The organism is Cronobacter sp. HA18006 (genome assembly GCF_011605445.1).
Classification (GTDB): domain Bacteria; phylum Pseudomonadota; class Gammaproteobacteria; order Enterobacterales; family Enterobacteriaceae; genus Cronobacter; species Cronobacter sakazakii.
This window is the reverse complement of sequence record NZ_JAANQB010000020.1, coordinates 53,423-78,253: the sequence shown is the minus strand read 5'-3', so window position 1 is coordinate 78,253 and position 24,831 is coordinate 53,423. Positions and strand designations below refer to the sequence as shown.

The following is a 24,831-nucleotide window of genomic DNA, read 5'->3' as shown; positions in this document are numbered from 1 at the left end:
TTCTCCTGATGTGTTTAAAGTGTAGTCTCAGTCACAAAAAGCGGCGGGGATACGGAATTTTCCGTAAACTGCGGTACTCTGAAGAATGCGTTGAAAATTCCACAGGAGTGCGGCCATGAAGTGGCAACAATATATTCGCGTGGTGACGGGCCTGAGCTGCTGGCAGATTATGCTGCATCTGGCGGTTGTGGCCCTGCTGGTGATGGGCTGGATGAGCGGGTCGCTGGTGAAAGTCGGCCTGGTATTATGCGCGCTTTATGCGCTTACCGTGGTGCTGATGCTGGCGTTCCAGCGCCACCACGACGGCCTCTGGCGCGAGGTGGGGGATTTCCTCGAAGAGCTGACCACCACCTGGTATTTTGGCGCGGCGCTGATTGCGCTCTGGCTGCTCTCCCGCGTCCTGCATAACAACCTGCTGCTGGCGCTCGCGGGTGTGGTGATCCTGGCCGGGCCGGCGCTGCTTTCACTGCTGGTTAAAGAGCGCAAGCGCGATTCAGCCAATTTTTCGTCGAAACATGGCATACGCCGCTAGGCCCGTTGTGGCCGTAATCACTATCAACGGCCACACGCTATGCCAGATGATATCGAGACTGGCATCCTTGAGATAAATCGCCTTCGTAATATCGGTAAAGTGCCGGATCGGGTTAATCCACGTCAGGTTTTGCAGCCAGACCGGCATATTCTCCACCGGCGAGACATAGCCTGAGAGTAAAATCGCGGGCATCATAAAGACAAACACCCCGATAAACGCCTGCTGCTGGGTCGAGCAGAGCGCCGAAATCAAAAGCCCGAACCCCACCAGCGACAGCCCGTAAATCACCATGGTGAAATAAAAGAGCGCAAGCGACCCGGCGAAAGGGATCTGATAGCCCCAGATACCAATCGCCAGCACGATTGTCGCCTGGAAAGTGGCGACAATCAGCGCCGGCACCGCTTTACCGATGAAAATCTGCCAGGTGGCAAGCGGTGAGACTAACAGCTGATCGAGCGTGCCCTGTTCGCGCTCGCGGGCCACCGACAGCGACGTCACAATCATCACGCCGATAGTGGTAATCATCGCAATCAGCGACGGCACCACAAACCATTTGTAGTCAAGATTCGGGTTATACCAGTTACGCACAATCAGCTCGCTGTTGTTGGGCTTCGCGCGGCCTGCGAGTAGCTCCTGCTGATAATCTTTGACGATCTGCTGAAGGTAATTAGCCGCGATTTGCGCGCTGTTGGAGTTGCGCCCGTCGAGCAGAATTTGCAGCGTCGCGGGTTCGCCGCGCGCCAGCTTGCGGGAGAAATCGGGTGGAAAGTTGATCGCCAGCAACGCCTTCTGCGCATCAATAGTGGGGCGGATCGCCTGTTCGCTGTTAAGCAATGTCACATGACTAAATGCGCTGGCGCGGGCGAAGCGCTGGGTCAGCTCCACCGCGTGCGCGCCGTTATCCTGGTTATAGATGGCGATGGTGGCGTTGGTCACTTCCAGCGTCGCCGCGAACGGAAACAGCAACACCTGCAAGACGACAGGCAGGATCAGAATCGCGCGCGTCTGCGGCTCGCGCAGCAGCGACTGCAACTCTTTGCGGATAAGCGTCCATAAGCGGTGCCACATAGCGTCTCCTTAATCGAGGCGGCGTCGGGTATTCACCCACGTCAGCCCGATAAACATGACGGCGGAAGCCAGCAGAAACAGCACGTTGACCAGCAGCACGCCCGGCAGCGTGCCCGCGAGAAACAGGCTTTGCAGCGTACTGACGAAATAGCGCGCCGGAATGATATACGTCACCGCGCGGATCACGGCGGGCATACTGTCTATCTGGAAAATAAACCCGGAAAGCATGACCGAGGGCAGAAACGCTGCGTTCAGCGCCACCTGGGCGGCGTTAAACTGGTTGCGGGTGAGCGTTGAGATAAGCAGCCCCATGCCGAGCGTGCTCAGCAGAAACAGGCTGGAGATAAAAAAGAGCGCCAGCAGCGAGCCGCGATACGGCACGCCGAGAATAAACACCGACACCAGCATACAGAGCAGCATCGCCAGCATACCGAGGAAATAGTAGGGAATGAGCTTGCAGAGCAGCAGTTCGCCGCGCGTGACTTCGGTTGAGAGCAGCGCCTCCATAGTGCCGCGCTCCCATTCGCGGGCGACCACCAGTGAGGTGAGGATCGCGCCGATAACCGTCATGATGATTGTCACCGCGCCGGGAATAATAAAGTGCTGGCTTATCGCCGCCGGGTTAAACCAGTAGCGGAGCTGCACATCAATCAGCGGCTCAAACGTCTCGCCGCGGTCTTCTGCGCGTTCCGCCTGCCAGAGCTGCCAGATGCCCTCCATATAGCCGCGCACAAAGTTGGCGGTGTTGGGTTCGCTGCCGTCGGTGATCACCTGAATCGGCGCGCTGTCGCCGGGGCGCGCCATCCGCGCCGCGAAATCGACCGGAATGACCACCAGCCCGCGGATTTTCCCGGCCTGCATCAGCGAAATCAGGTGCTGGCGGTTGTCGCTGACCGTCGGGGCGATAAACGGCGAGGCTGTAATGGCGTGCGTGAAGTCGAGCGCCTCTTCGCTGCGCTGCTCCAGCAGGACGCCGACATGCAGGCGGCTGGAGTCGAGATTAATGCCGTAGCCGAAAATAAACAGCAGCAGCAGGGGAATGACCACCGCGATAAGCCAGCTACTCGGGTCGCGCAGGATCTGACGCGTCTCTTTCACGCACAGCGCGCGCACGCGCCGCAGTTTCATCATTGGCTGTGCTCCTTATCCCAGGCCTCGATAAGGCGAATAAACGCTTCTTCCATCGTCGGCTCGTCGTTTGCCTCGCGCGCCGCCTGGCGCTTTAAGTCGTCCGGCGTGCCGCTGGCGATAAGTTTGCCGTGATAGACAAGCCCGATGCGGTCGCAATACTCCGCCTCATCCATAAAGTGGGTCGTGACCATCACCGTCACGCCTTTCTCGGGCATGCTGTTGATGTGCCGCCAGAATTCGCGGCGGGTCAGCGGGTCGACGCCGGAAGTCGGCTCGTCGAGAAACAGAATATCCGGCTCGTGCATCAGGGCGCAGGCCAGCGCCAGTCGTTGCTTAAAGCCGAGCGGGAGCGCGTCCGTCGGCTGGCTGGCGATGCTTTTCAGCCCGAACGCCTCGCTCATGCGCGTCATTTTTTCCTGCTGCGCCCGGCCGCGCAGGCCGTAGACGCCGGAGAAGAAATGTAAGTTCTGCTCGACGGTCAGATTGCCGTACAGCGAAAACTTCTGCGCCATATAGCCGAGCCGCTGGCGCGCCTTGCCGGAGTCGGTTTTTAAATCGAGGCCCAGCACCAGCGCCTGGCCGTCGCTTGGTTTCAGCAGCCCGCACATCATCTTAAAGGTGGTGGATTTGCCCGCGCCGTTCGGCCCGAGCAGGCCGAAAATCTCGCCGCGCCGCACGGTAAAATTCACATGGTCGGTCGCGGTGAAATCGCCGAAGGTTTTGGTGAGTTCGCGCGCCTCAATGACCACATCGTCGCGGCTGCCGGGAATATCATGCAGAATGGCACCGAGCGGCGATTCGCGCAGCGCGGTACCGCCCGCCAGATCGATAAACGCATCCTCAAAGCGCGGCGCGGTTTCACGAAGCGTCGCGCCGGGCAGGGCGCGCAGGGCGTCTGCACCGGCACCCTCTTTTAAAATCACCCGCACCGCCGCGCCCTGAATGGTGGCGTCGCCGACGTCCGGGCGTTGCATCACCTCACGCAGCAGCGCGCGGTTATCGCCGTTATCCGGGCGCAACAGCAGGCTGCGGCCCGCCATTTGCTCGGTGAGCGCCTGCGGCGCGCCCTGATACAGCAGCTCGCCTTCATTCATCAATAGCACCTCGCGGCATTGCTCGGCTTCATCGAGGTAAGAGGTACTCCAGAGAATTAACATCCCGTCGCCCGCCAGCTCATGCACCATCTGCCAGAGCTCGCGGCGGGAGATCGGGTCAACGCCGACGCCCGGTTCATCCAGCAGCAGCACCTTCGGCTGGCCCACCAGCGTGCAGGCGAGGCCGAGCTTTTGCTTCATGCCGCCGGAGAGTTTGCCCGCGAGTCGCCCGGTGAACGGGCCGAGCGCGGTGAATTCCAGCAGCCGGGCAAATGTCTGCTCACGCACCGCGCCGGTGACGCTGCGCAGATCCGCATACAGATTAAGGTTTTCCTGAACGGTGAGATCTTCATACAGGCCGAATTTCTGCGGCATGTAGCCGAGCACCGCGTGCAGCGCGTTTTCCTCGGCAATCGGGTCCAGCCCGAGCACCTGCACGCGGCCGTCGTCCTGGCGCATCAGCCCCGCGAGGATACGCATCAGCGTGGTTTTCCCCGCGCCGTCCGGCCCCACCAGCCCGGTGACGCTGCCTGCGCGGATCGTCACGCTGAGCGGCGCGAGCGCCGGTTTTTCGAGGCCCGGAAAGCGTTTGACCAGGCCATCGAGCACAATGCTGTCGTTAGCGGTTGCCATCCGCCGCCTCATCCTGGAAACGCAGCGTGACCGGCATCCCCTGGCGCAGCGCGTCGTCGGCGTCGTTCACCACAATACGCAGGCGGTAGACCAGCTCGGTGCGCAGATCTTCGGTTTCGACCGTTTTCGGCGTGAACTCCGCGGTCGGCGAGACAAAGCCTATCTGGCCGTGGTACGGCCTGTCGGGGCGGCCATCGGTATAAATCAGAATGTGGCTCCCCGGCACGGCACGGCCCAGATTCACCTCATCAATGTAAGCGCGTATCCAGACCGGGCGGGTCAGCGAGAGCGTGAACACCGTACTGCCCGCATTGAGCATCGAGCCGGGCTCCACCGCGCGCGTCAGGATGGTGCCGTCGGAAGGCGAAATCAGGCGCGTGTCTTGCGCGTTAAGCTGCGCCTGGGCCAGCTCCGCCTGCGCCTGTTCAAGAGCCGCCTGCGCCTGCGCGATTTCCTGCGGGCGGTTACCGGCGCGGTACTGGCTGAGCTTATCCTGCGCGGATTTCAGCTGCGCCTGCGCCTGATCGCGCGCCGAGCGGGCGTTTTCCAGATCGTTGGCGGAGATAACTTTGGTGCGCCACAGCCCCTGCTGGCGCTGATAAAAATTCTGCGCGTAGTCATACGCGGCCTGCGCCTGATGCACGGCGGCAGCGGCCTGGGCTATCTCTTCATCGCGAAAACCGGCGACGGTAAGATCATATTTGGCGCGCGCGGCGGCGACGTTCGCCTGCGCCTGGCGCAGCGCGTTTTGCTGCGGCGTCGGGTCGAGATCGCCGAGCGGCTGGCCTGCGCGCACCGCGTCGCCTTCATCGACGGCAAGCGACGCCAGACGACCGCTGACGCGAAAGCTTAAATTCACGGTACGAATATCGACATTGCCGTAGAGCGTCAGCGGCGTGTGGCGCGCGGCGTACCAGCGCCACCCGGCAATAGCCGCAACGATAATGACCACCACCAGCGCCAGTAGCGCGACGCGTTTTTTATTCATCACTCAGGCTCCCTGAAAGACCCGCGAGGATCCAGTCGATATGCAGCGTGACCACCCGGTGGATCTGCGCGGCTTTGTCGTCGTCGAACCCGCGCCATCCGGCGCGCAGCAGAATGGTTTCACGCCCGAGGCGGAACGCGAGGATTTCACCAATCAGTGCGTGGGTGTGAAGCACCGTTTCGGTGGCCTCCGGATCGGCACCCGTCAGTCGGGCGATAAGCCGCGTAAAGTGGTGATGCAGCGGCGCGATGACCTGCTCGTGAATCAGCTGATACGCGGGCGACGGGGAGAGCTGCTCGCGGGAGATAAATTTGCTGACGCTCAGCGTCTCGTCGGCAGTCATCAGCTGGATCATCTGGCGGCAGGCGTCGTCAATCAGCGCGCGCATCGCGGCGGGCGACGGCTTGGGCTCGCGAAGCAGCGTTTCGGCGGCATCGGCGTGGGGCTGAAAATGGGTGCGGATGAAATCGGCTATCCACTGCGCCGAGGCCATGTAGAGATCTTCTTTTGAGCCAAAGTAGTAAGGAATGGCGGCGATATTCTGCCCGGCGGCGGCGGCGATATCCCGCGTGGTGGCGTGCAGGCCGTACTCGCCGAACTGGTTAATCGCGGCGCTGATGAGCTTCTCTTTGGCCTGTTCGCCGCGCGAAGTGGGCGGCGTGACGGAGAGCGACATATCGATGAAGTCCATAAAAGTTAATCAATCGATTGATTAACTTTATAACTAAAAAATACCCTTGTCGAGATGAACAAAGCCGCGATGCACAGGTACACGCGAGAATTTATGCGGTAGTTCACAAAAACTGTTACACTCCGTTCCTCTGCGACATTGTGGTTTATGTCCCTTCTCCGGCCAGACGGCCATTAGACTCCCTGAAACTACACCCTTTGCGGTCGGGACGAGTCAGGAATAACTATGTCTTTTGATTCACTGGGCTTAAGCCCTGAGATCCTGCGCGCCATTGCCGAGCAGGGTTACAACGAACCGACTCCGATCCAGCGCCAGGCCATTCCGGTGGTGCTTTCAGGCAAAGATTTGATGGCCAGCGCCCAGACCGGCACCGGCAAAACCGCAGGCTTTACGCTGCCGCTGCTGCAACGCCTGACGGCGAACCAGCCGCACCCGAAAGGCCGTCGCCCGGTGCGCGCGCTGATCCTGACCCCGACGCGTGAACTCGCAGCCCAGGTGGGCGAGAACGTGCGCGAATACAGCAAATATCTCGACATCCGCTCGCTGGTCGTGTTTGGCGGCGTGAGCATCAACCCGCAGATGATGAAACTGCGCGGCGGCGTGGACGTGCTTATCGCAACGCCGGGCCGTCTGCTCGATCTCGAACACCAGAACGCGGTGAAGCTCGATCAGGTGGAAGTGCTGGTGCTGGATGAAGCCGACCGTATGCTGGACATGGGCTTTATTCACGATATCCGCCGCGTGCTGGCGAAGCTGCCGCCGAAGCGTCAGAACCTGCTGTTCTCCGCGACCTTCTCCGACGACATTAAATCGCTCGCGGAAAAACTGCTGCATAACCCGGAAGAAGTGGAAGTGGCGCGCCGCAACACCGCCTCTGAGCAGGTGACGCAGCATGTGCATTTCGTGGATAAAAAACGCAAGCGGGAGCTGCTTTCTTATCTGATTGGCGACGGCAACTGGCAGCAGGTGCTGGTGTTTACCCGCACCAAACACGGCGCTAACCATCTGGCGGAACAGCTGAATAAAGACGGTATTACCGCCGCGGCTATCCACGGTAACAAAAGCCAGGGCGCCCGTACCCGCGCGCTGGCGGATTTCAAAACCGGCGGCATTCGCGTGCTGGTGGCAACAGACATCGCCGCGCGCGGTCTGGATATCGAAGAGCTGCCGCACGTGGTGAACTATGAGCTGCCGAACGTGCCGGAAGATTACGTTCACCGTATCGGCCGTACCGGGCGCGCCGCCGCGACCGGCGAAGCGCTGTCGCTGGTGTGCGTCGATGAGCATAAACTGCTGCGCGATATCGAACGTCTGCTGAAGCGCGAGATCCCGCGCATGGCCATTCCGGGCTACGAGCCGGATCCGTCTATCCCGGCGGAGCCTATCGTGAACGGTCGCCAGAGCCGCGGCGGACGCGGTGGTCAGGGCGGCGGCGGTCGTGGTCAGGGCCAGCCGCGTCGTCAGAACGGCGAAGGTAACCGTTCATCGGGCGAACGCAGCCGTCCGGCCGGTGAACGCGGTCGTCGTCAGGATGGCGAAGGCAATCGTCCGTCCGGTGAGCGTTCACGTCGCCCGGCAGGCGAGGGCAACCGCCCGGCAGGCAACAAACCGCGCACCCGTCGCGCGCCGCGTAAAGCGGCCGGGGATTAATCCACGGGTGTGTTAGCAGCGCCTGACAAGGCCGGTGAGTAAAAAGGGTGTGCGCAAGCGCACCCTTTTTTATGGTTAAGCGGCGGAACCGGGCGGTTAATCTCATGCGTAGGGTGGGTAAGCGCAGCGCACCCACCTCTGGAAAATTAAAAGCCAACGCCGGTGCCGGGTGTTTTCCCTTGCGGCTGCCCTTTGGCCGCGAGCCGGGATTGTTAAGGGGGCGGCGGCGAGCCCCCTTAACACGTTCGCGTGAGTAAACGTGACAGAGGGAATCAGCGTTGTGGCGAACGGAACGGGTAACCGGGCGCACATATTTATGGGCCCAGCGGTTCCCCCGTGTAGCGCAGATAACACCTTTCATTTATGACGCCGCTGGCGGCGGGTGCGCTGCGCTTACCCGCCCAACAAAAACCGGTCACGTGCTGCGCGACGGCGGGCGCGCTTCGCTTACCCGCCCTACAAAAACCGGTCACGTGCTGCGCGACGGCGGGTGCGCTTACGCTTACCCGCCCTACAAAAACCGGTCACATGCTGCGTGACGGCGGGTGCGCTTACGCTTACCCGCCCTACGAAAACCCTGCCCCCTAAAGCCGCTCGCCGTTGCTTGCGATCACCTGCTGATACCACGCGAAGCTGCGCTTCCTGCGTCGCGCGAGGGTGCCGTTGCCCTCGTTGTCTTTATCGACATAAATAAACCCGTAGCGCTTTTTCATCTCGCCGGTGCCGGCGCTCACGATATCAATCGGCCCCCACCAGGTGTATCCCATGATGTCGCAGCCGTCCGCCACGGCTTCGGCCATCTCCTGAATATGCTGGCGGCCATACTGAATGCGCGCCTCGTCGTTAAACTCGCCGTTTTCATCGGCGATATCCTCGCCGCCGTAGCCGTTTTCCACGATAAACAGCGGTTTCTCGTAGCGGTCGGCCAGCTCATTACACACCAGCCGTAGCCCGACCGGATCAATCGGCCAGCCCCAGGCGGTTTTTTCAAGGTATGGATTGTCCTCGCCCATCGCGCCGCCGGTGTCCAGGCGAAGCTTTGCACCCGCTTTATGCAGCACGCTGCGGTAATAGCTAAAGCCGAGATAATCCGAAGGGTATTGCGCCAGCAGTTCGGTATCGCCGGGGTGAATATCCAGATGAATGTTGTTATCGCGAAACAGCCGCTGCGCGTACGCCGGATAATGCCCGCGCATCATCACGTCGGCGTAAAACAGCGAACGGCGGCGCAACTGATACGTGGCGAACACGTCATCCGGGTTGCAGGTGGCCGGGTAGACCGTGCTTAACGACAACATGCAGCCGATTTTCGCCTGCGGGATAATCTCATGGCACAGCTTATTGGCGAGGGCGTTGGCGACAAACTGGTGATGATTGGCCTGGTAAATCGCCTGCGGCGATGCGCCTGCCTCTACCGCGCCGGTGGCGAACGGCATCCGGTTCATGTTGTTCAGCTCGTTAAAGGTCATCCAGTATTTGACCTTATGCTGATAGCGGCGAAACACCGTCTCGCAGTAACGCGTGAAGAAATCGATAAGCGCGCGGTTCTGCCAGCCGCCGTATTCCTCAAACAGCGCCAGCGGCGTTTCGTAGTGGGAAAGCGTAATGACCGGTTCAATGCCATATTTCAGCAGCTCGTCAAACAGCGCGTCGTAAAAGGCGAGGCCCGCTTCGTTCGGCGTTGGCTCATCGCCGCGCGGGAAGATACGCGACCAGGCAATCGACGTGCGAAAGCATTTAAAGCCCATTTCGGCGAACAGCGCCACATCCTCTTTGTAGCGATGATAAAAATCGATGGCCTCGTGGCTCGCGTAATAAAGCGCCGGGTCAATGGTCGCGTCGTGTTTGCCGGAGGCGATGCCGCCGCGCACCACGTCGGCGATGGACGGCTCTTTGCCGTCCGCATTCCACGCGCCTTCGGCCTGATTGGCGGCAATCGCGCCGCCCCATAAAAAGTTATCCGGGAAAATCGCCATGTCTGCTCCTTAATCGCTGAGATCCGCGCCGTTCGAGGCGATGACTTTTTTGTACCAGTAGAAGCTTTTCTTGCGCGAGCGCGCCTGGGTGCCGTTGCCCATGTCGTCCTGATCGACGTAGATAAAACCGTAGCGTTTGGAGATCTGCGCGGTACCGGCGCTCACTACATCAATCGGCCCCCACCAGGTGTAACCAAAGAGCTTCACGCCGTCGGCAATCGCCTCCTGCATCTGGCCGATATGCTGGCGCAGATACTCAATGCGGTAGTCGTCGTTGATGGTGCCGTCGTAGGCGGGCGTATCTATCGCGCCGAGGCCGTTTTCGGCGATAAACAGCGGCTTCTGGTAGCGGTCATAAAGCTGGTTGAGCGCCAGGCGCAGCCCTTGCGGATCTATCTGCCAGCCCCAGTCGCTCTGCGCCAGATACGGGTTGCGAATGCCGCCGGTGATGAGATTGCCGGTCACGCCCTCAAGCTGCTCCGGGTGCGCGCTGACGGTGCTCGACATGTAATAGCTGAACGAGACGTAATCGACCGGATAAAGGCGCAGGATTTCGTCGTCGCCCACCGCTTTTTCCAGCCGGACGTTTTTTTCCGCGAACATGCGTTCGGTCCAGGCTGGGTAGTAGCCGCGCGCCTGCACATCGCTGAAGAACAGCGAGACGCGCTGCTCCTCTTCGCACGCCTGCAAATCGTCCGGGTGACAGGTGTGCGGGTAGAGCATCTGGTAGCTAATCATGCAGCCCACCTGCGAGCCGGGGATTATCTCGTGGCACGCTTTGGTCGCGAGCGCGCTCGCCACAAACTGGTGGTGCGCGCCCTGGTATTTCGCCTGCTCCAGATGCGGGTGATCTTCTTCAATCACGCCGACGCTGACGTACGGGTGGTGCTTCACGCAGTTGATCTCGTTGAAGGTCATCCAGTATTTGACCTTTTTACGGTAGCGGGTGAAGACGGTGGTGGCGAAGCGCACATAAAAATCCACCAGCTGGCGGTTGGGCCAGCCGCCGTAATCGGTGACCAGCGCGAGCGGCATTTCGTAGTGCGAAAGTGACACGATCGGCTCGATATTGTGCTTTCGCAGCGTGTCGAAAACGCGGTCGTAAAAGGCGAGGCCCGCCTCGTTCGGCTCTGTTTCGTCGCCGCGCGGGAAGATGCGCGTCCAGGCGACAGACATGCGAAAGCATGTAAAGCCCATTTCGGCAAACAGCGCGATATCTTCTTCGTAGCGGTGATAGAAATCGTTGCCTTTGCGCTTGGGGTAATATTTCGTGCTCTCAGGGTCCTGCGCCTCCGCCACCTGGCGGTGGGTCATGCCGAGCCACTGATCGAGCCAGCGCTCTTTGGGCGTGCTGACGTCAAAGGTGTAGACATCAGAGACCGACAGCCCCTTGCCGTCGACGTTCCACGCGCCTTCAAGCTGGTTAGCGGCGGTCGCGCCGCCCCACAAAAAATCCTCAGGAAATGTTCTGGAAAAGGCCATGCTGTTCTCCCTTAAGCCGCCGCGGCGGTCAGTTTCAAAAAGGCTTCACGGGGTGCCACGTCGCCCTGTTTTAACGGGCTTATCTCGCCGTAGCAGTCGGTATTGGTGACAATAACAATGACGCTCGGATCGATGTGGAGCGCGTTGAGCGCCGCCAGATCAAAGCTAATCAGCGGCTGTCCGGCCTCGACGAACGCCCCGTTCTCCACGTGGCGGGTAAAGTGCTGGCCGCCAAGTTTCACGGTGTCGATGCCGATATGAATTAAAACCTCAGCGCCGCAATCGCTTCTGAGCGTCAGCGCATGATTGCTGTCGAAAATCGCTTCGATGCGACCGTTCACCGGCGAGAGCAGCTCGCCGCTCTCGGGCACGATGGCGATGCCTTTACCGAAGATTTCATCGGCGAAAACCGGATCGCTGAGGGAAGAAAGGGGCGTGAGGCGGCCACTCACCGGCGCGAAGAGTTGCTCCTCGCGGGCGAGCGCCACGGGGCTGATTCCCGCCACCACCTCCGGCTCTGCCGGCGCTTCGGCGGATTCCTCAAAGCCCAGCATTACGGTGATGAGCGCCGCCGCACAAAAGGCAATCGCCAGGCTCGCCAGCGCCCACAGGAACGTGGGGCCGACCAGCGCCGGAATACCCGGAATGCCGCTTAAGGCGAAGGCGTACGTTTTTACGCCGAGCGCCATCGCAAACGCGCCGCCGCAGGCACCGCCGATGAGCGCCGCGGCGAAAGGGCGCTTAAAGCGAATGTTAATGCCGTACATCGCAGGCTCGGTGATGCCCATCGCGGCGCTGAAGCTCGTGGAGAGCGCCAGCGTTTTGATTTTTTTATTGCGGGCTCGCAGGAAGACACCGAACGCCGCGCCCGCCTGGCCCATATTGGCGACGTAAAAGAGGATTTTGAACGGGTCGTAGCCGAGCTTGCTGATGTTGTTGATAACAATCGGCACCAGCACATAGTGCATACCGGTAATAATCATCAGCGACAGCGTGCCGCCGACGATAACCCCCGCCAGCCAGCCCATGTTCGCCACCAGCCAGATGATGCCGCCGGAGAGCGCGTTGCCAAGCAGAATACCGGCCGGACCAATGGCGATAAGCGTAACCGGCGCGACAATCACCAGGCTCAGCAGCGGCACAAACATCGTTTTCAGCACGGCGGGCATCAGGCGGTCGATAAACCGCTCGACATAACTGAGCAGCAGCACCGCCAGCAGAATGGGAATCACCGACGAGGCGTAAGAGACGCTGGAGACCGGCAGGCCGAGAAACGCCACCGGCGCGCCGGATTTCAGCAGCGTGGTGAGCGTCGGGTGAAACAGCGTGGCGGCGAGCGCCACCGCCACATAGGGGTTGGCACCGAATTTATTCCCGGCGCTGAAGGCGAGCACCAGCGGCATAAAGAAAAAAACGCCGTCACTTATCGCCATCAAAATTTGGTACGTCTGGTTGCTGGCCTGCACCCAGCCGAGCGCGAGGCAGAGCGACAGTACGCCTTTGAGAATCCCTGCGCCGGCGATGGCCGGAATAATCGGCGAAAAGATCCCCGCGAGCCCCTCCAGCACCACGGAAACCGGGTTGCGGCGCTTTGGCGGCGCGGCTGCTTTTTTAGCCTCAAGCCCCGGTAACTGCGCGAGAATGGCCTGGCAGAGCGGCGCGACCTCGCTGCCGATAATCACCTGGAACTGATCGCCTGAAAGATTGACGCCCATGACGCCGTCGAGATGTTCAAGCGCCGTGCGGTCGACCTTTTCAAGCGAGACCAGCGAAAAACGCAGGCGGGTAATACAGTGATAGAGCGAAAGAATATTCGCCTCGCCGCCGAGAAGGGTAATTATCTGGCGGGCGGTATGCGGGTAGTTCATGGCTATTCCTCTCCAGAATGAAACCCTGCGGTTTCATTAAACAGTCGCCGGTATGATGACCGGCACGTTGCTGCCTCTGGGGTTTGCCTGAATGAACAGTAACAAGCCTAAAGGGAATGCGCTAAACGGTGTACGACATTATCGATATGCACCGTTAAATAGAGTTTTTCCGAATGCGTCATCGCGTGGCGATAATTCTTTTCCACAAATTCGCTAATGGCTTCCACGCACGCCACGGTATTTTTATACCGCTGCTGTACCATCGCGAATAATTCGCTGTCGTCGTTTTCCAGCCGCTGGCCCTCTATTACCCGCTGAGCGAAAAATTTCACGTGGGTAACAAAGCGCTGGTAATTAAGCGACTGTTCATCGGGGCCGACGGCGAACCAGTATTTTACAATATTCTGGATCTGATAAATCAGCCGGGTAATGTCGTTGATTTTGCCTTTCGGATCGTTAAGCCCGGCGTTCACAATATGCAGCGCGATGCTGCACGCCTCGCTGTCCGGCATCAGCACGCCGGTGCGCGCGGCAATCAGCGCCAGCGCCTGACGCCCGATGGCGTATTCTTCCTGATAAAAATGTCGCACTTCCCACTGTAACGGGTTGGCGATTTCAATGCCTTTCTGGCGGCGCTCAATGGCGTAAAAAAGATGATCGGCGAGCGTGACATAAATGCCTTCGCTTAATTTGATGCCGGGCGTCTGGCGCGCCAGTGCGACAATATCATCAGTGAGCTGAACGATTTCTACCGGTATTTCATCCAGCAAAACTTTAAAGCGCGCCGAGACGGTATCGTCATGCAGACGAAACGTTTTCTCAATGTGACTACTATTGACCGTTTCGCCCACGCGGGCGTTAAAACCGAGCCCACGGCCGGTGACAATCACTTCCTGGCCGCGTTCGTCGACGGCGCTGACGACATTATTATTAAGGATTTGCTTAATGATCATCGCCGACTCCTGAAAGCAAAAACGGGCAAAACATAAATACAGACGCCAGGGAATTTCCCGGGGCTGCATTCAGGTTTTGCCCGCCGAACGGTAACAAGCACAATGCAATGTTAAAAAACCTAACACCCGCCTGGTATTCGGTCAATGAATGACCCGCGATTTATGATTAGCGTGACGATAATTTGTGATCTGTCTTGCGAATCGGCTCCTGCCGCGCGGGTAAAAAAAGGTTCAGCTGGCGGTGGAAAAGTGCCACAATAGTGGCTGTTTATACAGTATTTCAGGGCTTCAGATGGCATTAACCGCCGCGCAGAAATCGCAAATCGCCGCCTGGTATAAGGCGCTTCAGCAGCAAATTCCGGACTTCATTCCCCGCGCCCCGCAGCGGCAGATGATTGCGGAAGTGGCGAAAACCCTCGGCGGCGATGAAGGGCGGCATCTGGCTATCGAGGCGCCGACCGGCGTTGGCAAAACGCTCTCGTATCTGATCCCCGGTATCGCCATCGCCCGCGAAGAGCAAAAAACGCTGGTGGTGAGCACCGCCAACGTGGCGTTGCAGGATCAGATCTTCAGTAAAGATCTCCCGTTGCTGCGCAAAATTATCCCGGAACTGCGCTTTACCGCCGCGTTCGGGCGCGGGCGTTACGTCTGCCCGCGCAACCTCGTGGCGCTCTCCACCGACAGCGCCTCGCAGGGCGATCTGCTGGCGTTTCTTGATGATGAGCTGACGCCTAACAGCAAAGAGGAGCAGCAGCGCTGCGCGAAGCTCAAAGCCGATCTTGACAGCTACAAGTGGGACGGCCTTCGCGATCACACCGACCAGGCGATTGACGATAACCTCTGGTCGCGGCTCAGTACCGATAAAGCGAGCTGCCTGAACCGCAACTGCCACTACTACCGCGAATGCCCGTTCTTTGTGGCGCGCCGTGAGATTCAGGAAGCCGAAGTGGTGGTCGCCAACCATGCGCTGGTGATGGCGGCGCTGGAGAGCGAATCCGTTCTGCCGGAGCCAAAACATCTGCTGCTGGTGCTTGATGAAGGCCACCATCTGCCGGACGTCGCCCGCGACGCGCTGGAGATGAGCGCCGACATCAGCGCGCCCTGGACGCGGTTGCAGCTCGATCTCTTTTGTAAGCTTGTCGCCACCTGCCTTGAGCAGTTCCGGCCAAAAACCGTGCCGCCGCTCTCCACGCCGGAGCGGCTTAACAATCACTGCGAAGAAGTCTACGAGCTGGTCGCCAGCATGAACCGTATCGTCGGGCTGCTGCTGCCGCCGGGCGAGGAGAGCGAGTTTCGCTTCCCGATGGGCGAACTGCCGCAGGAGGTGATGGAAATCTGCGAGCGGCTGGCGAAGCTCACCGAAAACCTGCGCGGGCTGGCGGAACTCTTCTTAAACGATCTCAGCGAAAAAACCGGCAGCCACGACATCGTGCGCCTGCACCGGGTGCTGTTGCAGATGAACCGCGCGCTCGGCCACTTTGAAACGCAAAGCAAGCTCTGGCGGCTCGCCTCGCTGGCGCACGCCTCCGGCGCGCCGGTCTCGAAATGGGTGACGCGCGAAACCCGCGAAGGGCAGCCGCATATTTTCTTCCACTGCGTGGGCATTCGCGTCAGCGATCAGCTCGAAAAACTCATCTGGCGGCAGGTGCCGCACGTGGTGGTGACCTCCGCCACGCTGCGTTCGCTGAACAGCTTCGCGCGGCTGCAGGAGATGAGCGGCCTGCGCGATAAAGCAGGCGACCGCTTCGTGACGCTCGATTCGCCGTTTAATCATATTGAGCAGGGCAAACTTGTGATCCCGCGCCTGCGCCATGAGCCGCTGATGGAGCATGAAGAGGCGCACCTCGCCGAGATGGCGGCCTATTTCCGCGCGGAATATAAAAAGGGCGAGCACAAAGGGATGCTGGTGCTGTTCGCCAGTAACCGCGCGATGCAGACCTTTTTGTCCTTTGTGCCTGACCTGCGCCTCGGCCTGCTGGTGCAGGGCGATCAGCCGCGCTACCGGCTTGTCGAGCTACACCGCAAAAAAATCGAGCAGGGCGAGGCGAGCGTGCTGGTGGGGTTGCAGTCGTTTGCCGAGGGGCTTGATCTCAAAGGCGAGCTGCTAAGCCAGGTGCACATTCATAAAATCGCCTTTCCGCCGGTGGACAGCCCGGTGGTGGTCACAGAGGGCGAATGGCTGAAAAGCCTCAACCGCTATCCGTTTGAAGTACAAAGCCTGCCCGCGGCGTCGTTCAACCTCATACAGCAGGTGGGGCGGCTTATCCGCAGCCATAGCTGCTGGGGCGAAGTGGTGATTTATGACCGCCGCCTGCTCACTAAATCCTACGGCAAGCGGCTGCTGGACGCGCTGCCGGTGTTTGCGATTGAACAGCCCGAAGCGCCAGAGGCGTTAATCAAAAAAGCGCCCGCAAAGCGCGCTGCGCCAGGCCGCAAGGGCGCGCCCGCCCGGCGACGCAACGCTTACCGGTAAGTAAACGTCACCTGTACGGCGCTTTCAAACGTGCCGGGTACCAGCGGCTCTGTGGTACGGACATAGCGTGCGCGCAGCTGAAACGTGGCGCTGTGCGTGGCCTCGCCCACTGTTTCGGTGTATTTATCGCCACCGGGTAACATGTACATATTGTTTTTACCGTCAACCAGTTGTAATGCCAGCCCTTTGCCGGTTCCGGTGCTCCTGTAAGCCGTACTGTTAGTCGGATCCAGTTCGCCGGAAAATGTCGCATCAACGGCCGTGGTGGCCACGGGGCAGTTCATCACGCTTAGTTCAAACGGTACCCAGGGGCCATAGGTAGAGGGTTGTGAAAACGCGTCAGCAGTCGCGATTCCCATATCGACCGTTTTGTTTTTGCTGGCACTTTCCACATCGCAGGCACTGGCAATAATCGCCCCGTTAACCTGCAGGTTGATATCGTCGGCCAGTGCCCGGTGTGCGCCAAGCGCAAACATTATCAGCAGCAGTAACTTTTTCATCACGGGGCTCCTACCGGTAAGACACGGTAATGGTCGCGACGGCGTTTGCAACGCCCGGCGTCACGGTGTCGGCAGTTTGATAGTACTGAACAGCAAACGGGATATTGAGCGTTGAGTTCGGACCCACTGCACCCACAAAGGTGTAATGGTCAAAATCGACATTTTGCCCAAAAAGCGTCATCTGAACGCCTATGCCGCTGGCGACGCCGGGTTCGGAAGTGAGTTTAATCACGGATGGCTCGGTGGATGCGTAGCCATTGGCGCTGGAGACTTTCACTCCGACTTGTACCGGATCGTTGCAGGTGGCGTTGACCTCAAAGCTGCTCCAGCCCGAGCTGCTGCCCACGCCTGTAAACACGCTGGCCGGCACGTTGCCGAGAGTGACGCTGAGATTGTTACGATCGACGGAACAGGTGACGGTTTTATAGGTTATGTCGCCTGCGTAAGCGATGGTATTGGGTGCGCCAATCCCGGTCTGGTTGTAAACCCCTACGCCGAACACCGTTTGCGCCTGTTCAAGCGACCCGCTATAGATCGTTGTCGATGTTTTGACGAGCGCAAGCGTCACGGTGAAGTCGAACGTATTGTTGCCATCGGTGGAGACATAGCCCAGCGGTGTATTACGCGTGTCGCAACCGACCCCGCCGCCGATGATGCGCTGGCCTTTATCATTCATCAGCGAAATGCCGATGCCTTCCACGCCTGTTTCGTAAACGCCCGGCATTCCGGACACTTCGTTGCCGCTGCCATAGTAGCAGGCGATGATCGGCTGGCCTGAATAGCCGTTGCAGGACCCGTGAATACTCACGAGCTCGTCAGTGCCTGGTATGGTTGCGCCGACCGGTAACGTACTGGAAACGGCGACATACGCGACTGAAACCGTATACGGCATCATGGGTGCCGTACAGGACGCTTTCGCATGAGGCATAAAGAACAGGCTACCGGCAAGTACCAGCAGCGCGCTTAATAATTTGATGAATCGCATAACAAATGTCCTGGTAACGCGCGTTAAAGGCATTGCGCGGAGAGGTTAATAAACTGGCTGTCGCCATTCCCGGTGGGGAGACGCCATGCGGCGGTGCAGCGCTGGCTGGCGTTAGCGCCCCAGCTCACCTGCAGCGTGCCTTTCGGCTGAAGACCGGTCAGATAAACCTGGCCATCTTCGCCGACGATAAATTCTTCTGCGGTATCATCCGCGGTTGCGGTCGCGCCAAACGGCACCGGGCGACCATCAGCCAGGTGCAGCGTCATCAGTACGCGCGCGCCGGTTCGGGTATCGAAACGGGCCCGTACTACTGCGCCGCGCGTGGGCGTTACGGTCTGTACCGCCTGCGTCACATCAGCGTCGGCGGGCAGCGTTTCGGTATCCAGCGCGACGGTATTGCGCCGGTAGGGACTGATAAACGGCAAAATGGTGTATCCACGACCATCGGTTCTGACGCCGGTCTGGTTGTGAATAGCGGTATCATTTGCGCCCGGCGCTTCGACCAGCGCCACCGTTTCACCCATCGGCTGGCCAAGTGTGATGCCGTTAGCGTGGGCGATAAGCCCGCCCTGAATGCCGTAATGGATTTGCCGCTGGCTGACATCCTGGCCGTAACCCGCGCTCAGTTCGCCGTAAGCGCCTTTGTAATCGGCATTAAGTGAGGTGTTACGCGTCTGGCCTTGACTGTCATGGCTCTGCTGGATATTCCAGTTGAGGTTGTTATCCGAAAGCGCCGTTCCGTTAAGGCCGATGTTCTGCGTGGTGCCCTGCTTGCTGTGGCTTTGGTTGTAGCTTGCCCAGGTATTGGGCAACCAGCGTTCAAGCGGAATGGAGAGGGTGAGAGAAAAGACGCTGTCCTTTTGATGCTCCGGTTCGCCGTAGCCATTTTCACTGGTATTACGGTTCAGGCTGTAATTAAGCCCGTAACTGATATCGTGCCAGCTATTGTTGTAACCGACGCTGAGTGAAGACATCGTTTTGCTGCTGTTCCAGTAATTTTCCTGAATCAGGCTGGCGTTCAGCGAACCCAGCGCGTCGCCCAGCGGCTGCTCAAGCGTCAGCTCTTCGCGGCTACGGCGATGCAGCGTGTCTGCCCACTGGTTATCGCGGCGCATCGTGTCAAAAACATCCTGCATGGCGTAATAGTTCTCGCTGCTAAAGCGGTAACCCGCCACTGAGAGCGTGGCGCCCGTCAGCGCGATATCCTTGCTGTAGCGGGCACGCCACGAACGGCCTTTCTGTGTCTCACCTGACGATAATGTGGCTTTCGCTTCAGTGACATCCAGCGAGAACGCGCCAAAATCCCCCACGTTTTCTCCGACGCCCAGCGCCAGCGAATGGTAGGGCTGGCTTGCCTGAATGCCGCCGTAAAGCGTAAACCCGTGTGGCAGGCCATAAACGGCCGTGCCTTGCATAAACGCAGTGGGTAAAACGCTTTCGTCATACGAACGGTAGCGCCCGCCGGTAAGGCTATATTTCAGCCGTCCTTCGCGTTGCAGAACCGGAACAGAAGCATAAGGCACGACAAAATGCTGTTCGCTGCCGTCGCTCTCTTTCACCGTTACGTTGAGATCGCCACTGCTACCGCTCGGATAGAGATCGTTAATTTCAAATGCGCCAGGCGCGACGTTAGTCTGGGAGATGAGATACCCGTTCTGGCGAATAATCACCTGGGCGTTACTGCGTGCGATGCCATGTACCACGGGGGCGTAACCGCGCAGGCTGTCAGGCAGCATGTCGTCGTCAGAGGCAAGCTGCGCACCGGTAAAAGGAATGCTGTCGAAGACATCCGCGGGTGAGCTGCTCTGGCCCAGGGTCAGCTCGCTTTTCAGAGCAACAATGTCGCGCTCTGCGTAGGTATAGACGCTGGAAAACTTCTCCTGCGTGCCCGAGTGGTCTTCGTTGCGGCTCCAGGTAGAGTAGTTGCGCAGCCGCCAGGGGCCGAGATTAATGCCCGGACGCAGGTTGGCGTAGAGATTGCGGCTGTCCTGCGCATCCGGCGTCAGCGCTTTCTGGCGCGAGCCGTTTACGCTGTAGTTAAACAACAGCGCGTTAATGCCTTCGTTAAATTCCTCAGGCGGTATATACCCCTGCGGCACCAGGCCCAGCGCGCTTTGCGCAATGCTAAGCTGGAGTTGCTGGCGGCCAACATCAAAACGCGCGCTGGCAGAGGGGATGGCCGAAAGGTCAACGCATTTCGCATCTGCGTCTAACGCATCAAACTCGTCAGTCTTCACTCCCAGGCTTTTCAAATCTTCGAGAGTGAAACAGGGTTGCAGCGTGCTGCTACCATCGGACGCGGTTTTAAGCGTAAATTCTATCTCACGGGTATCAATGCGTTCATTGTTAATATAAATATCGACGCGATATTTCCCAGGTGCCGCACCTGGACCTTTTTCATAAAGCGTTAAATCGGTTTTACCCTGCGAAGGATTATCAATATCCAGCAATGCCGGGTTGAAATAATCATCTGCCCTCGCTTGCACCAGCGGCAGGCCTGCACAAAGACAGGTTATTGCCAGCGCTAAGTGACGAGCGCGAAATACATTTGGCCGTCTGGCTTTATTAAAGGACATGATGATTACCGTATTATAAAATTAACGGGTGTGGATTATTTTCAGAAGTTTTGAGACCAGCTTTTCGAAATGGCACCGAAATCATTAATTATTGTCCAGGAGACAGCGTGAACATTTGTCATATTCGCAAGCTGAAAGCGGCTTTCGCTTTTCGGGGCCGCGATATTGACTTTTTCAACTTCTTTTCCGTTAACCTTGATGCTGTTGAAATTCATATAAAACGGCGTTGGGTTTTCAACCACCAGCATGTTTCCTTCGGTATGCCATTTCAGCATGCCTGCGACATCGTCAGGTTTGCCGGTAACCAATGCCGGGCGATACATTAATTTAATGCGTGTTCTGACGGCGATTTGTAAATCATTAACGCCTGCTTTTTTAACTGAGGAAGGAATGGATTTAATATTTAACCAGTAGAGCGATTCACGATCTTTTGGCAAATCGCCACCAGTGCGTACCACGCGTAGTGTATTATCCTGATGTGCATTAATACGAAAAAGAGGCGGAGTCACCATAAATGGTGCTTTAGCCGCGCCGGGCGCATCGGTATCAACCCAGGACTGAATAAGATAGTTGATATCGTCATTATTGGTCACGGGAACAGACGCTTCTTTTTTATCGCCAGGATAAATAACACGGGTACCGCCAATAATGACGCCTGCCTGTGCCGCTGTTGTCGCCATGAGTAAAGCTGAAATAACGAGTAATTTACGCATAATAATATCGTCTCTTTAAATATGAGCTATTTGCCACGACAGAAGTAGCAAATAGCCCATCGGGAATCAGTTATAGGTCACTGTAAACGTAGAGGAGCCATTGGCGACCCCTGCTGTAACGGTTGCGCCTGTCTGAATATAACGGGCACCAAATTCCAGATTATTGGTGGCGGTTCCTGTCTCCAGCGCGTAATCGGCCGACGCGGTATAGAGATTCAGCGGCGTGCCGTCGGCATCCACCAGTTGAATACCCACCCCACTGGCGGCTCCCGTGCCACCCGTCAGGGCCAGGACATCGACATTATTGGTGTCTGCGGTGCCACCGAATTTGATAGAGGCTTTGGTCACGGTTTCCGGACAGTTTTTTAACTGCAAGACAAAACTGGTGATGTTGGTTGTGGAGCCGATGCCGGTAAAGGCCGTTTTCGAGATTTTCCCCAAATCAACGGCCAGCGGACTGCTCTGGCTGTTGACCACTTCACAGGCGGCATCAAGGATTTCGCCGGTAAAATTCACCTGGCCTTCACCGGTTGTGGCGGCCCATGTGAGCGAGGAGGAGCAGGCCAGCGCGGCCATCGTGGTCATAAGCAATATCTTTTTCATCATGGATCCTGAATCAGGAGAGAACAAAGTCTTAAATAATTAAGACGAGAATAATTTCGATGAAAAATATGCTTCCTGTGAGGTAAATGCTCCAGTTATGAACACTTAACGATTCTTTTAGTAAAAAAATACAATTTGAATTCGGGCGGATTTATCTTATCGGCAGAGACGTCTGACGACCCGATGGTTGCGCCAGACGCTTGTCATATCAGACGCTTAACTTGTATTGTGCGCTAAGGCGGCGCGTCGTCGGCGGTAAGCACGCGGCAACGCATCACAGAGTATGATTGACCGGAGCTATGATTTAGAGCACCTGTCGGGAGGATAAAATGGATTATCGCGACATTATTAAAGAGATAGGCCGGGGCAAAAATCATGCCCGCGCTCTGGACCGCGAAACGGCCAGAGCGCTCTACAACCACATGCTGGATGGCGATGTGCCGGATCTGGAGATGGGCGCGATACTGATTGCGCTGCGTATTAAAGGCGAAGGCGAGCAGGAGATGCACGGTTTTTACGACGCGATGCAGCAACATACGCTGCGCCTGACGCCGCCGGCGGCAAAACCGATGCCTGTCGTCATCCCGAGCTATAACGGCGCGCGTAAGCAGGCTAACCTGACGCCGCTGCTGGCGCTATTACTGAGCCGTCTCGGTTTTCCGGTGCTGGTGCATGGCGTCAGCGACGACCCGACGCGCGTGCTGACAGAGACGATTTTTACGCTGATGGGCATCGCGCCGACGCTACACGCAGGCCAGGCGCAGGCGAAACTGGACGGGCGCGATCCGGTCTTTATTCCGGTTGGCGCGCTCTGCCCGCCGCTTGAAAAACAGCTGGCGATGCGCTGGCGGCTTGGGGTACGCAACAGCGCCCATACGCTGGCGAAGCTCGCCACGCCGTTTGGCGAGTCTGACGCGCTGCGCCTGTCGAGCGTCTCGCACCCGGAATATGTGAGCCGGGTAGGGCAGTTCTTTATCGATATCGGCGGACGCGGCCTGCTGATGCATGGCACGGAAGGCGAGGTGTATGCCAACCCGCAGCGCTGTCCGCAAATCGCGCTGATTGAGAATCAGGCGATGCGCATTCTGCTGGAGCGCCAGAGTGAGGCGGCAACAAGCCCCGTGGCGCTGCCGGAGGCGAAAGACCCGGAAGTGACCGCCCGCTGGACCGAGCGCTGCTTATCCGGGCTTGAGCCGGTGCCGGAATCGTTAAAAACGCAGATGGCGTGCGTGCTGGTGGCAAGCGGTGAGGCGCAGGATATCCCGTCGGCGCTAGCGCGTATCGCACAGACCTTTTGATAAAAAAAGCCCGCAGCATCCGCCGCGGGCAAAAAGGGTAACAAAGGGTCAATTAAGGGTAATGAAGGTATCGGTCAGCGCGTGGCAATCAGTTGTAGATAACTGCGGTGCCGCTCGCCAGATCGTTGGTACGGGCAGAGGTGATGCTGTAGGCCTTCGCACCCGCCGCTTCGGCCTTCGCCGCCAGCGTATCGTTCAGTTCATCCAGCGTGCGTGCGCCCTGAGCGGATACGACGCCGATTTTGTTCAGGTTCTGCGCCTGAGCGGGGCTCACCTGCTCAGCAGCGCCAGCCGCAAAGGTAAAGGCGGAAAGGGTCAGGGCAGCAACAACATATTTGATGGCTTTCATAGGGATTCTCTCGCAGTTTATTCTGTAAATAACGGGTTGTTCCGTTGATGTGATGATTGTCACATTCACGAGCAGAATATAAAACCGAAGAGAATTGACAGGCTTATTCTAAAAATTTGAATGTAATATAACCAGTTGAATGAGTTGGAAATATCTCACTTCTCCCACGCTTCTTTACACGCTCTTACCGTCCCGCTGCTTGAGGGCACAAATGGACACATCGAAACGGTAAAAGGGTGTATGTGGACCGCCGAAAGGACTAACGGAGCTGGCTGTCTTTCGAGCCGCGGCGGTTATAGAGGGAGTAACGCTGGCGGTGTTCGTCCTCTTTTTGCTGACAATTCACGCACAGGCGCACGCCCGGAATGGCCTTGCGGCGCGCCTCGGGGATGGGCTCGTCGCACATCTCACAAAACTCAAGGCTTTCGCCGCGTGGCAGGTCGCGTCGCGCGCGCGCCACGGCGTCTTCCACGGTGCTGTCGATTTGATCCTGCACCGCGCCGTCATTTGCCCAACCTGAAGCCATAAGACCTCCTCTGTGGTTAAACACAGTAGTGATTATAGCAAAAACGGGGGCATCCTGCCGGGGAAGGCCCGCCGCGGCGGGCGTGGTAGCGGTTAACGGGCGTCAGGGCGAATCAGATCGAAGCGCTGGGCGTCATCAATGCCGTAGTAGGCGCTTGGGCCGCCTGCGCGCAGGATCGGCTGCGCTTTGGAGGTCTGGTAGATGCCGTCTTCAAGCAGCGTGTCGGCGATATGCACCGCCACCACTTCGCCCAGCACCAGCCAGGTGTCGATGGGTTCGCCGCTCGCGGAAGTGAGCTGAATGCACTGGCTTAAGCGGCACTCAAAATTCACCGGGCTTTCGGCGACGCGCGGCGCGCGCACCAGGCGCGAAGGCGCGGCGGTCAGCCCCGCGCGTACGAACTCGTCTTCACCGTGGGGCAGCGAGGCGGAGGTTTCGTTCATCGCCACGGCCAGGTCGCGCGTCGCGAGATTCCAGACGAACTCTTTGGTTTCGGCGATATTTTTCACGCTGTCTTTCCAGCCGTTGCTGGAGAAGCCAATAATCGGCGGGCGATAGTTAAAGCAGTTGAAGAAGCTGTAGGGCGCGAGGTTGCGATGGCCTGCGGCATCCTGTGAGGCTATCCAGCCAATCGGGCGCGGGCCGATGATGGCGTTCAGCGGATCGTGCGGCAAACCGTGGCCGCGTGCCGGTTCGTAGTAGTAGCTCATAGCATTTCCCTGGGCAAAAAAACTATCATAGC

At 58.4% G+C, this 24,831-nt stretch carries 21 protein-coding genes; 4 read left to right on the top strand and 17 right to left on the bottom strand.

Going from position 1 to position 24,831, the window contains the following annotated elements:
* The first annotated feature begins 115 nt into the window (after positions 1–115).
* Positions 116–532: a YbhQ family protein gene (locus tag G9X48_RS09400; RefSeq protein ID WP_007865910.1), complete on the top strand. Its 417-nt coding sequence runs from the start codon at positions 116–118 to the stop codon at positions 530–532.
* Here G9X48_RS09400 and G9X48_RS09395 read toward each other — a convergent pair.
* The 5 genes from G9X48_RS09395 to cecR are packed head-to-tail and all read right to left on the bottom strand — an operon-like array spanning position 494 to position 6,137.
* A complete protein-coding gene (locus tag G9X48_RS09395; RefSeq protein ID WP_054624823.1) occupies positions 494–1,600 on the bottom strand; it encodes an ABC transporter permease in 1,107 nt (368 codons plus the stop codon). The two genes, G9X48_RS09400 and G9X48_RS09395, sit on opposite strands and share 39 nt — an antisense overlap.
* Positions 1,601–1,609: 9 nt before the next feature.
* Complete coding sequence (locus G9X48_RS09390) at positions 1,610–2,731, bottom strand: ABC transporter permease (protein ID WP_097582050.1); 1,122 nt, start codon at positions 2,729–2,731, stop codon at positions 1,610–1,612.
* Complete coding sequence (locus tag G9X48_RS09385) at positions 2,728–4,458, bottom strand: ATP-binding cassette domain-containing protein (RefSeq protein WP_097640680.1); 1,731 nt, start codon at positions 4,456–4,458, stop codon at positions 2,728–2,730. The genes G9X48_RS09390 and G9X48_RS09385 overlap by 4 nt, the downstream gene beginning before the upstream one ends.
* A complete protein-coding gene (gene hlyD / locus G9X48_RS09380) occupies positions 4,445–5,446 on the bottom strand; it encodes a secretion protein HlyD (RefSeq protein ID WP_097640681.1) in 1,002 nt (333 codons plus the stop codon). The genes G9X48_RS09385 and hlyD overlap by 14 nt, the downstream gene beginning before the upstream one ends.
* Positions 5,439–6,137 (bottom strand): transcriptional regulator CecR, encoded by a 699-nt coding sequence (gene cecR / locus G9X48_RS09375; RefSeq protein ID WP_097640682.1) that lies wholly within the window; start codon positions 6,135–6,137, stop codon positions 5,439–5,441. Before cecR ends, hlyD begins: the two co-directional genes overlap by 8 nt.
* Before the next feature lie 225 nt (positions 6,138–6,362).
* Between cecR and rhlE the strand changes: the two genes are divergently transcribed.
* Positions 6,363–7,787, top strand: a complete 1,425-nt coding sequence (rhlE, locus tag G9X48_RS09370; RefSeq protein ID WP_012125292.1) for an ATP-dependent RNA helicase RhlE — start codon at positions 6,363–6,365, stop codon at positions 7,785–7,787.
* A gap of 584 nt (positions 7,788–8,371) precedes the next feature.
* Here rhlE and G9X48_RS09365 read toward each other — a convergent pair.
* The 4 genes from G9X48_RS09365 to G9X48_RS09350 all read right to left on the bottom strand — a co-directional run bounded on the left by G9X48_RS09365 (position 8,372) and on the right by G9X48_RS09350 (position 14,066).
* Positions 8,372–9,763 (bottom strand): family 1 glycosylhydrolase, encoded by a 1,392-nt coding sequence (locus G9X48_RS09365; RefSeq protein ID WP_166499927.1) that lies wholly within the window; start codon positions 9,761–9,763, stop codon positions 8,372–8,374.
* A gap of 9 nt (positions 9,764–9,772) precedes the next feature.
* Positions 9,773–11,245, bottom strand: a complete 1,473-nt coding sequence (gene ascB / locus G9X48_RS09360) for a 6-phospho-beta-glucosidase (RefSeq protein WP_097640684.1) — start codon at positions 11,243–11,245, stop codon at positions 9,773–9,775.
* 11 nt (positions 11,246–11,256) lie between these two features.
* Positions 11,257–13,113 carry a beta-glucoside-specific PTS transporter subunit IIABC gene (locus G9X48_RS09355; protein ID WP_097640685.1) on the bottom strand — a complete coding sequence of 619 codons (1,857 nt, stop codon included), beginning with the start codon at positions 13,111–13,113 and terminating at the stop codon, positions 11,257–11,259.
* A 107-nt stretch (positions 13,114–13,220) separates the two neighbouring features.
* Positions 13,221–14,066: a PRD domain-containing protein gene (locus G9X48_RS09350; RefSeq protein WP_097640686.1), complete on the bottom strand. Its 846-nt coding sequence runs from the start codon at positions 14,064–14,066 to the stop codon at positions 13,221–13,223.
* 292 nt (positions 14,067–14,358) lie between these two features.
* On the opposite strand from G9X48_RS09350, the gene dinG reads away from it, so the two are divergent.
* Positions 14,359–16,539 (top strand): ATP-dependent DNA helicase DinG, encoded by a 2,181-nt coding sequence (gene dinG / locus G9X48_RS09345; protein WP_097640687.1) that lies wholly within the window; start codon positions 14,359–14,361, stop codon positions 16,537–16,539.
* On the opposite strand, the gene G9X48_RS09340 is transcribed toward dinG, so the two are convergent.
* The 5 genes from G9X48_RS09340 to G9X48_RS09320 form a co-directional block, all read right to left on the bottom strand.
* Positions 16,530–17,039, bottom strand: a complete 510-nt coding sequence (locus G9X48_RS09340; RefSeq protein WP_097640688.1) for a fimbrial protein — start codon at positions 17,037–17,039, stop codon at positions 16,530–16,532. The genes dinG and G9X48_RS09340 overlap by 10 nt on opposite strands.
* Before the next feature lie 10 nt (positions 17,040–17,049).
* Positions 17,050–18,024, bottom strand: coding sequence for a fimbrial protein (locus G9X48_RS09335; RefSeq protein ID WP_085046429.1), 975 nt, complete (start codon positions 18,022–18,024; stop codon positions 17,050–17,052).
* A 23-nt stretch (positions 18,025–18,047) separates the two neighbouring features.
* Positions 18,048–20,600 (bottom strand): fimbria/pilus outer membrane usher protein, encoded by a 2,553-nt coding sequence (locus G9X48_RS09330; protein WP_139156798.1) that lies wholly within the window; start codon positions 20,598–20,600, stop codon positions 18,048–18,050.
* 41 nt (positions 20,601–20,641) lie between these two features.
* Positions 20,642–21,313: a molecular chaperone gene (locus tag G9X48_RS09325; protein ID WP_097640690.1), complete on the bottom strand. Its 672-nt coding sequence runs from the start codon at positions 21,311–21,313 to the stop codon at positions 20,642–20,644.
* A 66-nt stretch (positions 21,314–21,379) separates the two neighbouring features.
* A complete protein-coding gene (locus tag G9X48_RS09320; protein ID WP_041460566.1) occupies positions 21,380–21,916 on the bottom strand; it encodes a fimbrial protein in 537 nt (178 codons plus the stop codon).
* A 329-nt stretch (positions 21,917–22,245) separates the two neighbouring features.
* Between G9X48_RS09320 and ybiB the strand changes: the two genes are divergently transcribed.
* The gene (ybiB, locus tag G9X48_RS09315; RefSeq protein WP_097640691.1) at positions 22,246–23,214 is read left to right on the top strand and encodes a DNA-binding protein YbiB; all 969 of its coding nucleotides are present in this window, start codon (positions 22,246–22,248) and stop codon (positions 23,212–23,214) included.
* Between the two features lie 88 nt (positions 23,215–23,302).
* Here ybiB and ybiJ read toward each other — a convergent pair whose 3' ends face one another.
* The 3 genes from ybiJ to G9X48_RS09300 all read right to left on the bottom strand — a co-directional run bounded on the left by ybiJ (position 23,303) and on the right by G9X48_RS09300 (position 24,799).
* Entirely contained in the window at positions 23,303–23,563 is a 261-nt protein-coding gene (gene ybiJ / locus G9X48_RS09310; protein ID WP_004385895.1) for a DUF1471 family protein YbiJ, read from the bottom strand.
* A gap of 259 nt (positions 23,564–23,822) precedes the next feature.
* Positions 23,823–24,089, bottom strand: coding sequence for a DksA/TraR family C4-type zinc finger protein (locus tag G9X48_RS09305; RefSeq protein ID WP_004385894.1), 267 nt, complete (start codon positions 24,087–24,089; stop codon positions 23,823–23,825).
* 92 nt (positions 24,090–24,181) lie between these two features.
* A complete protein-coding gene (locus G9X48_RS09300) occupies positions 24,182–24,799 on the bottom strand; it encodes a flavin reductase family protein (RefSeq protein WP_014729257.1) in 618 nt (205 codons plus the stop codon).
* Positions 24,800–24,831: the final 32 nt, after the last annotated feature.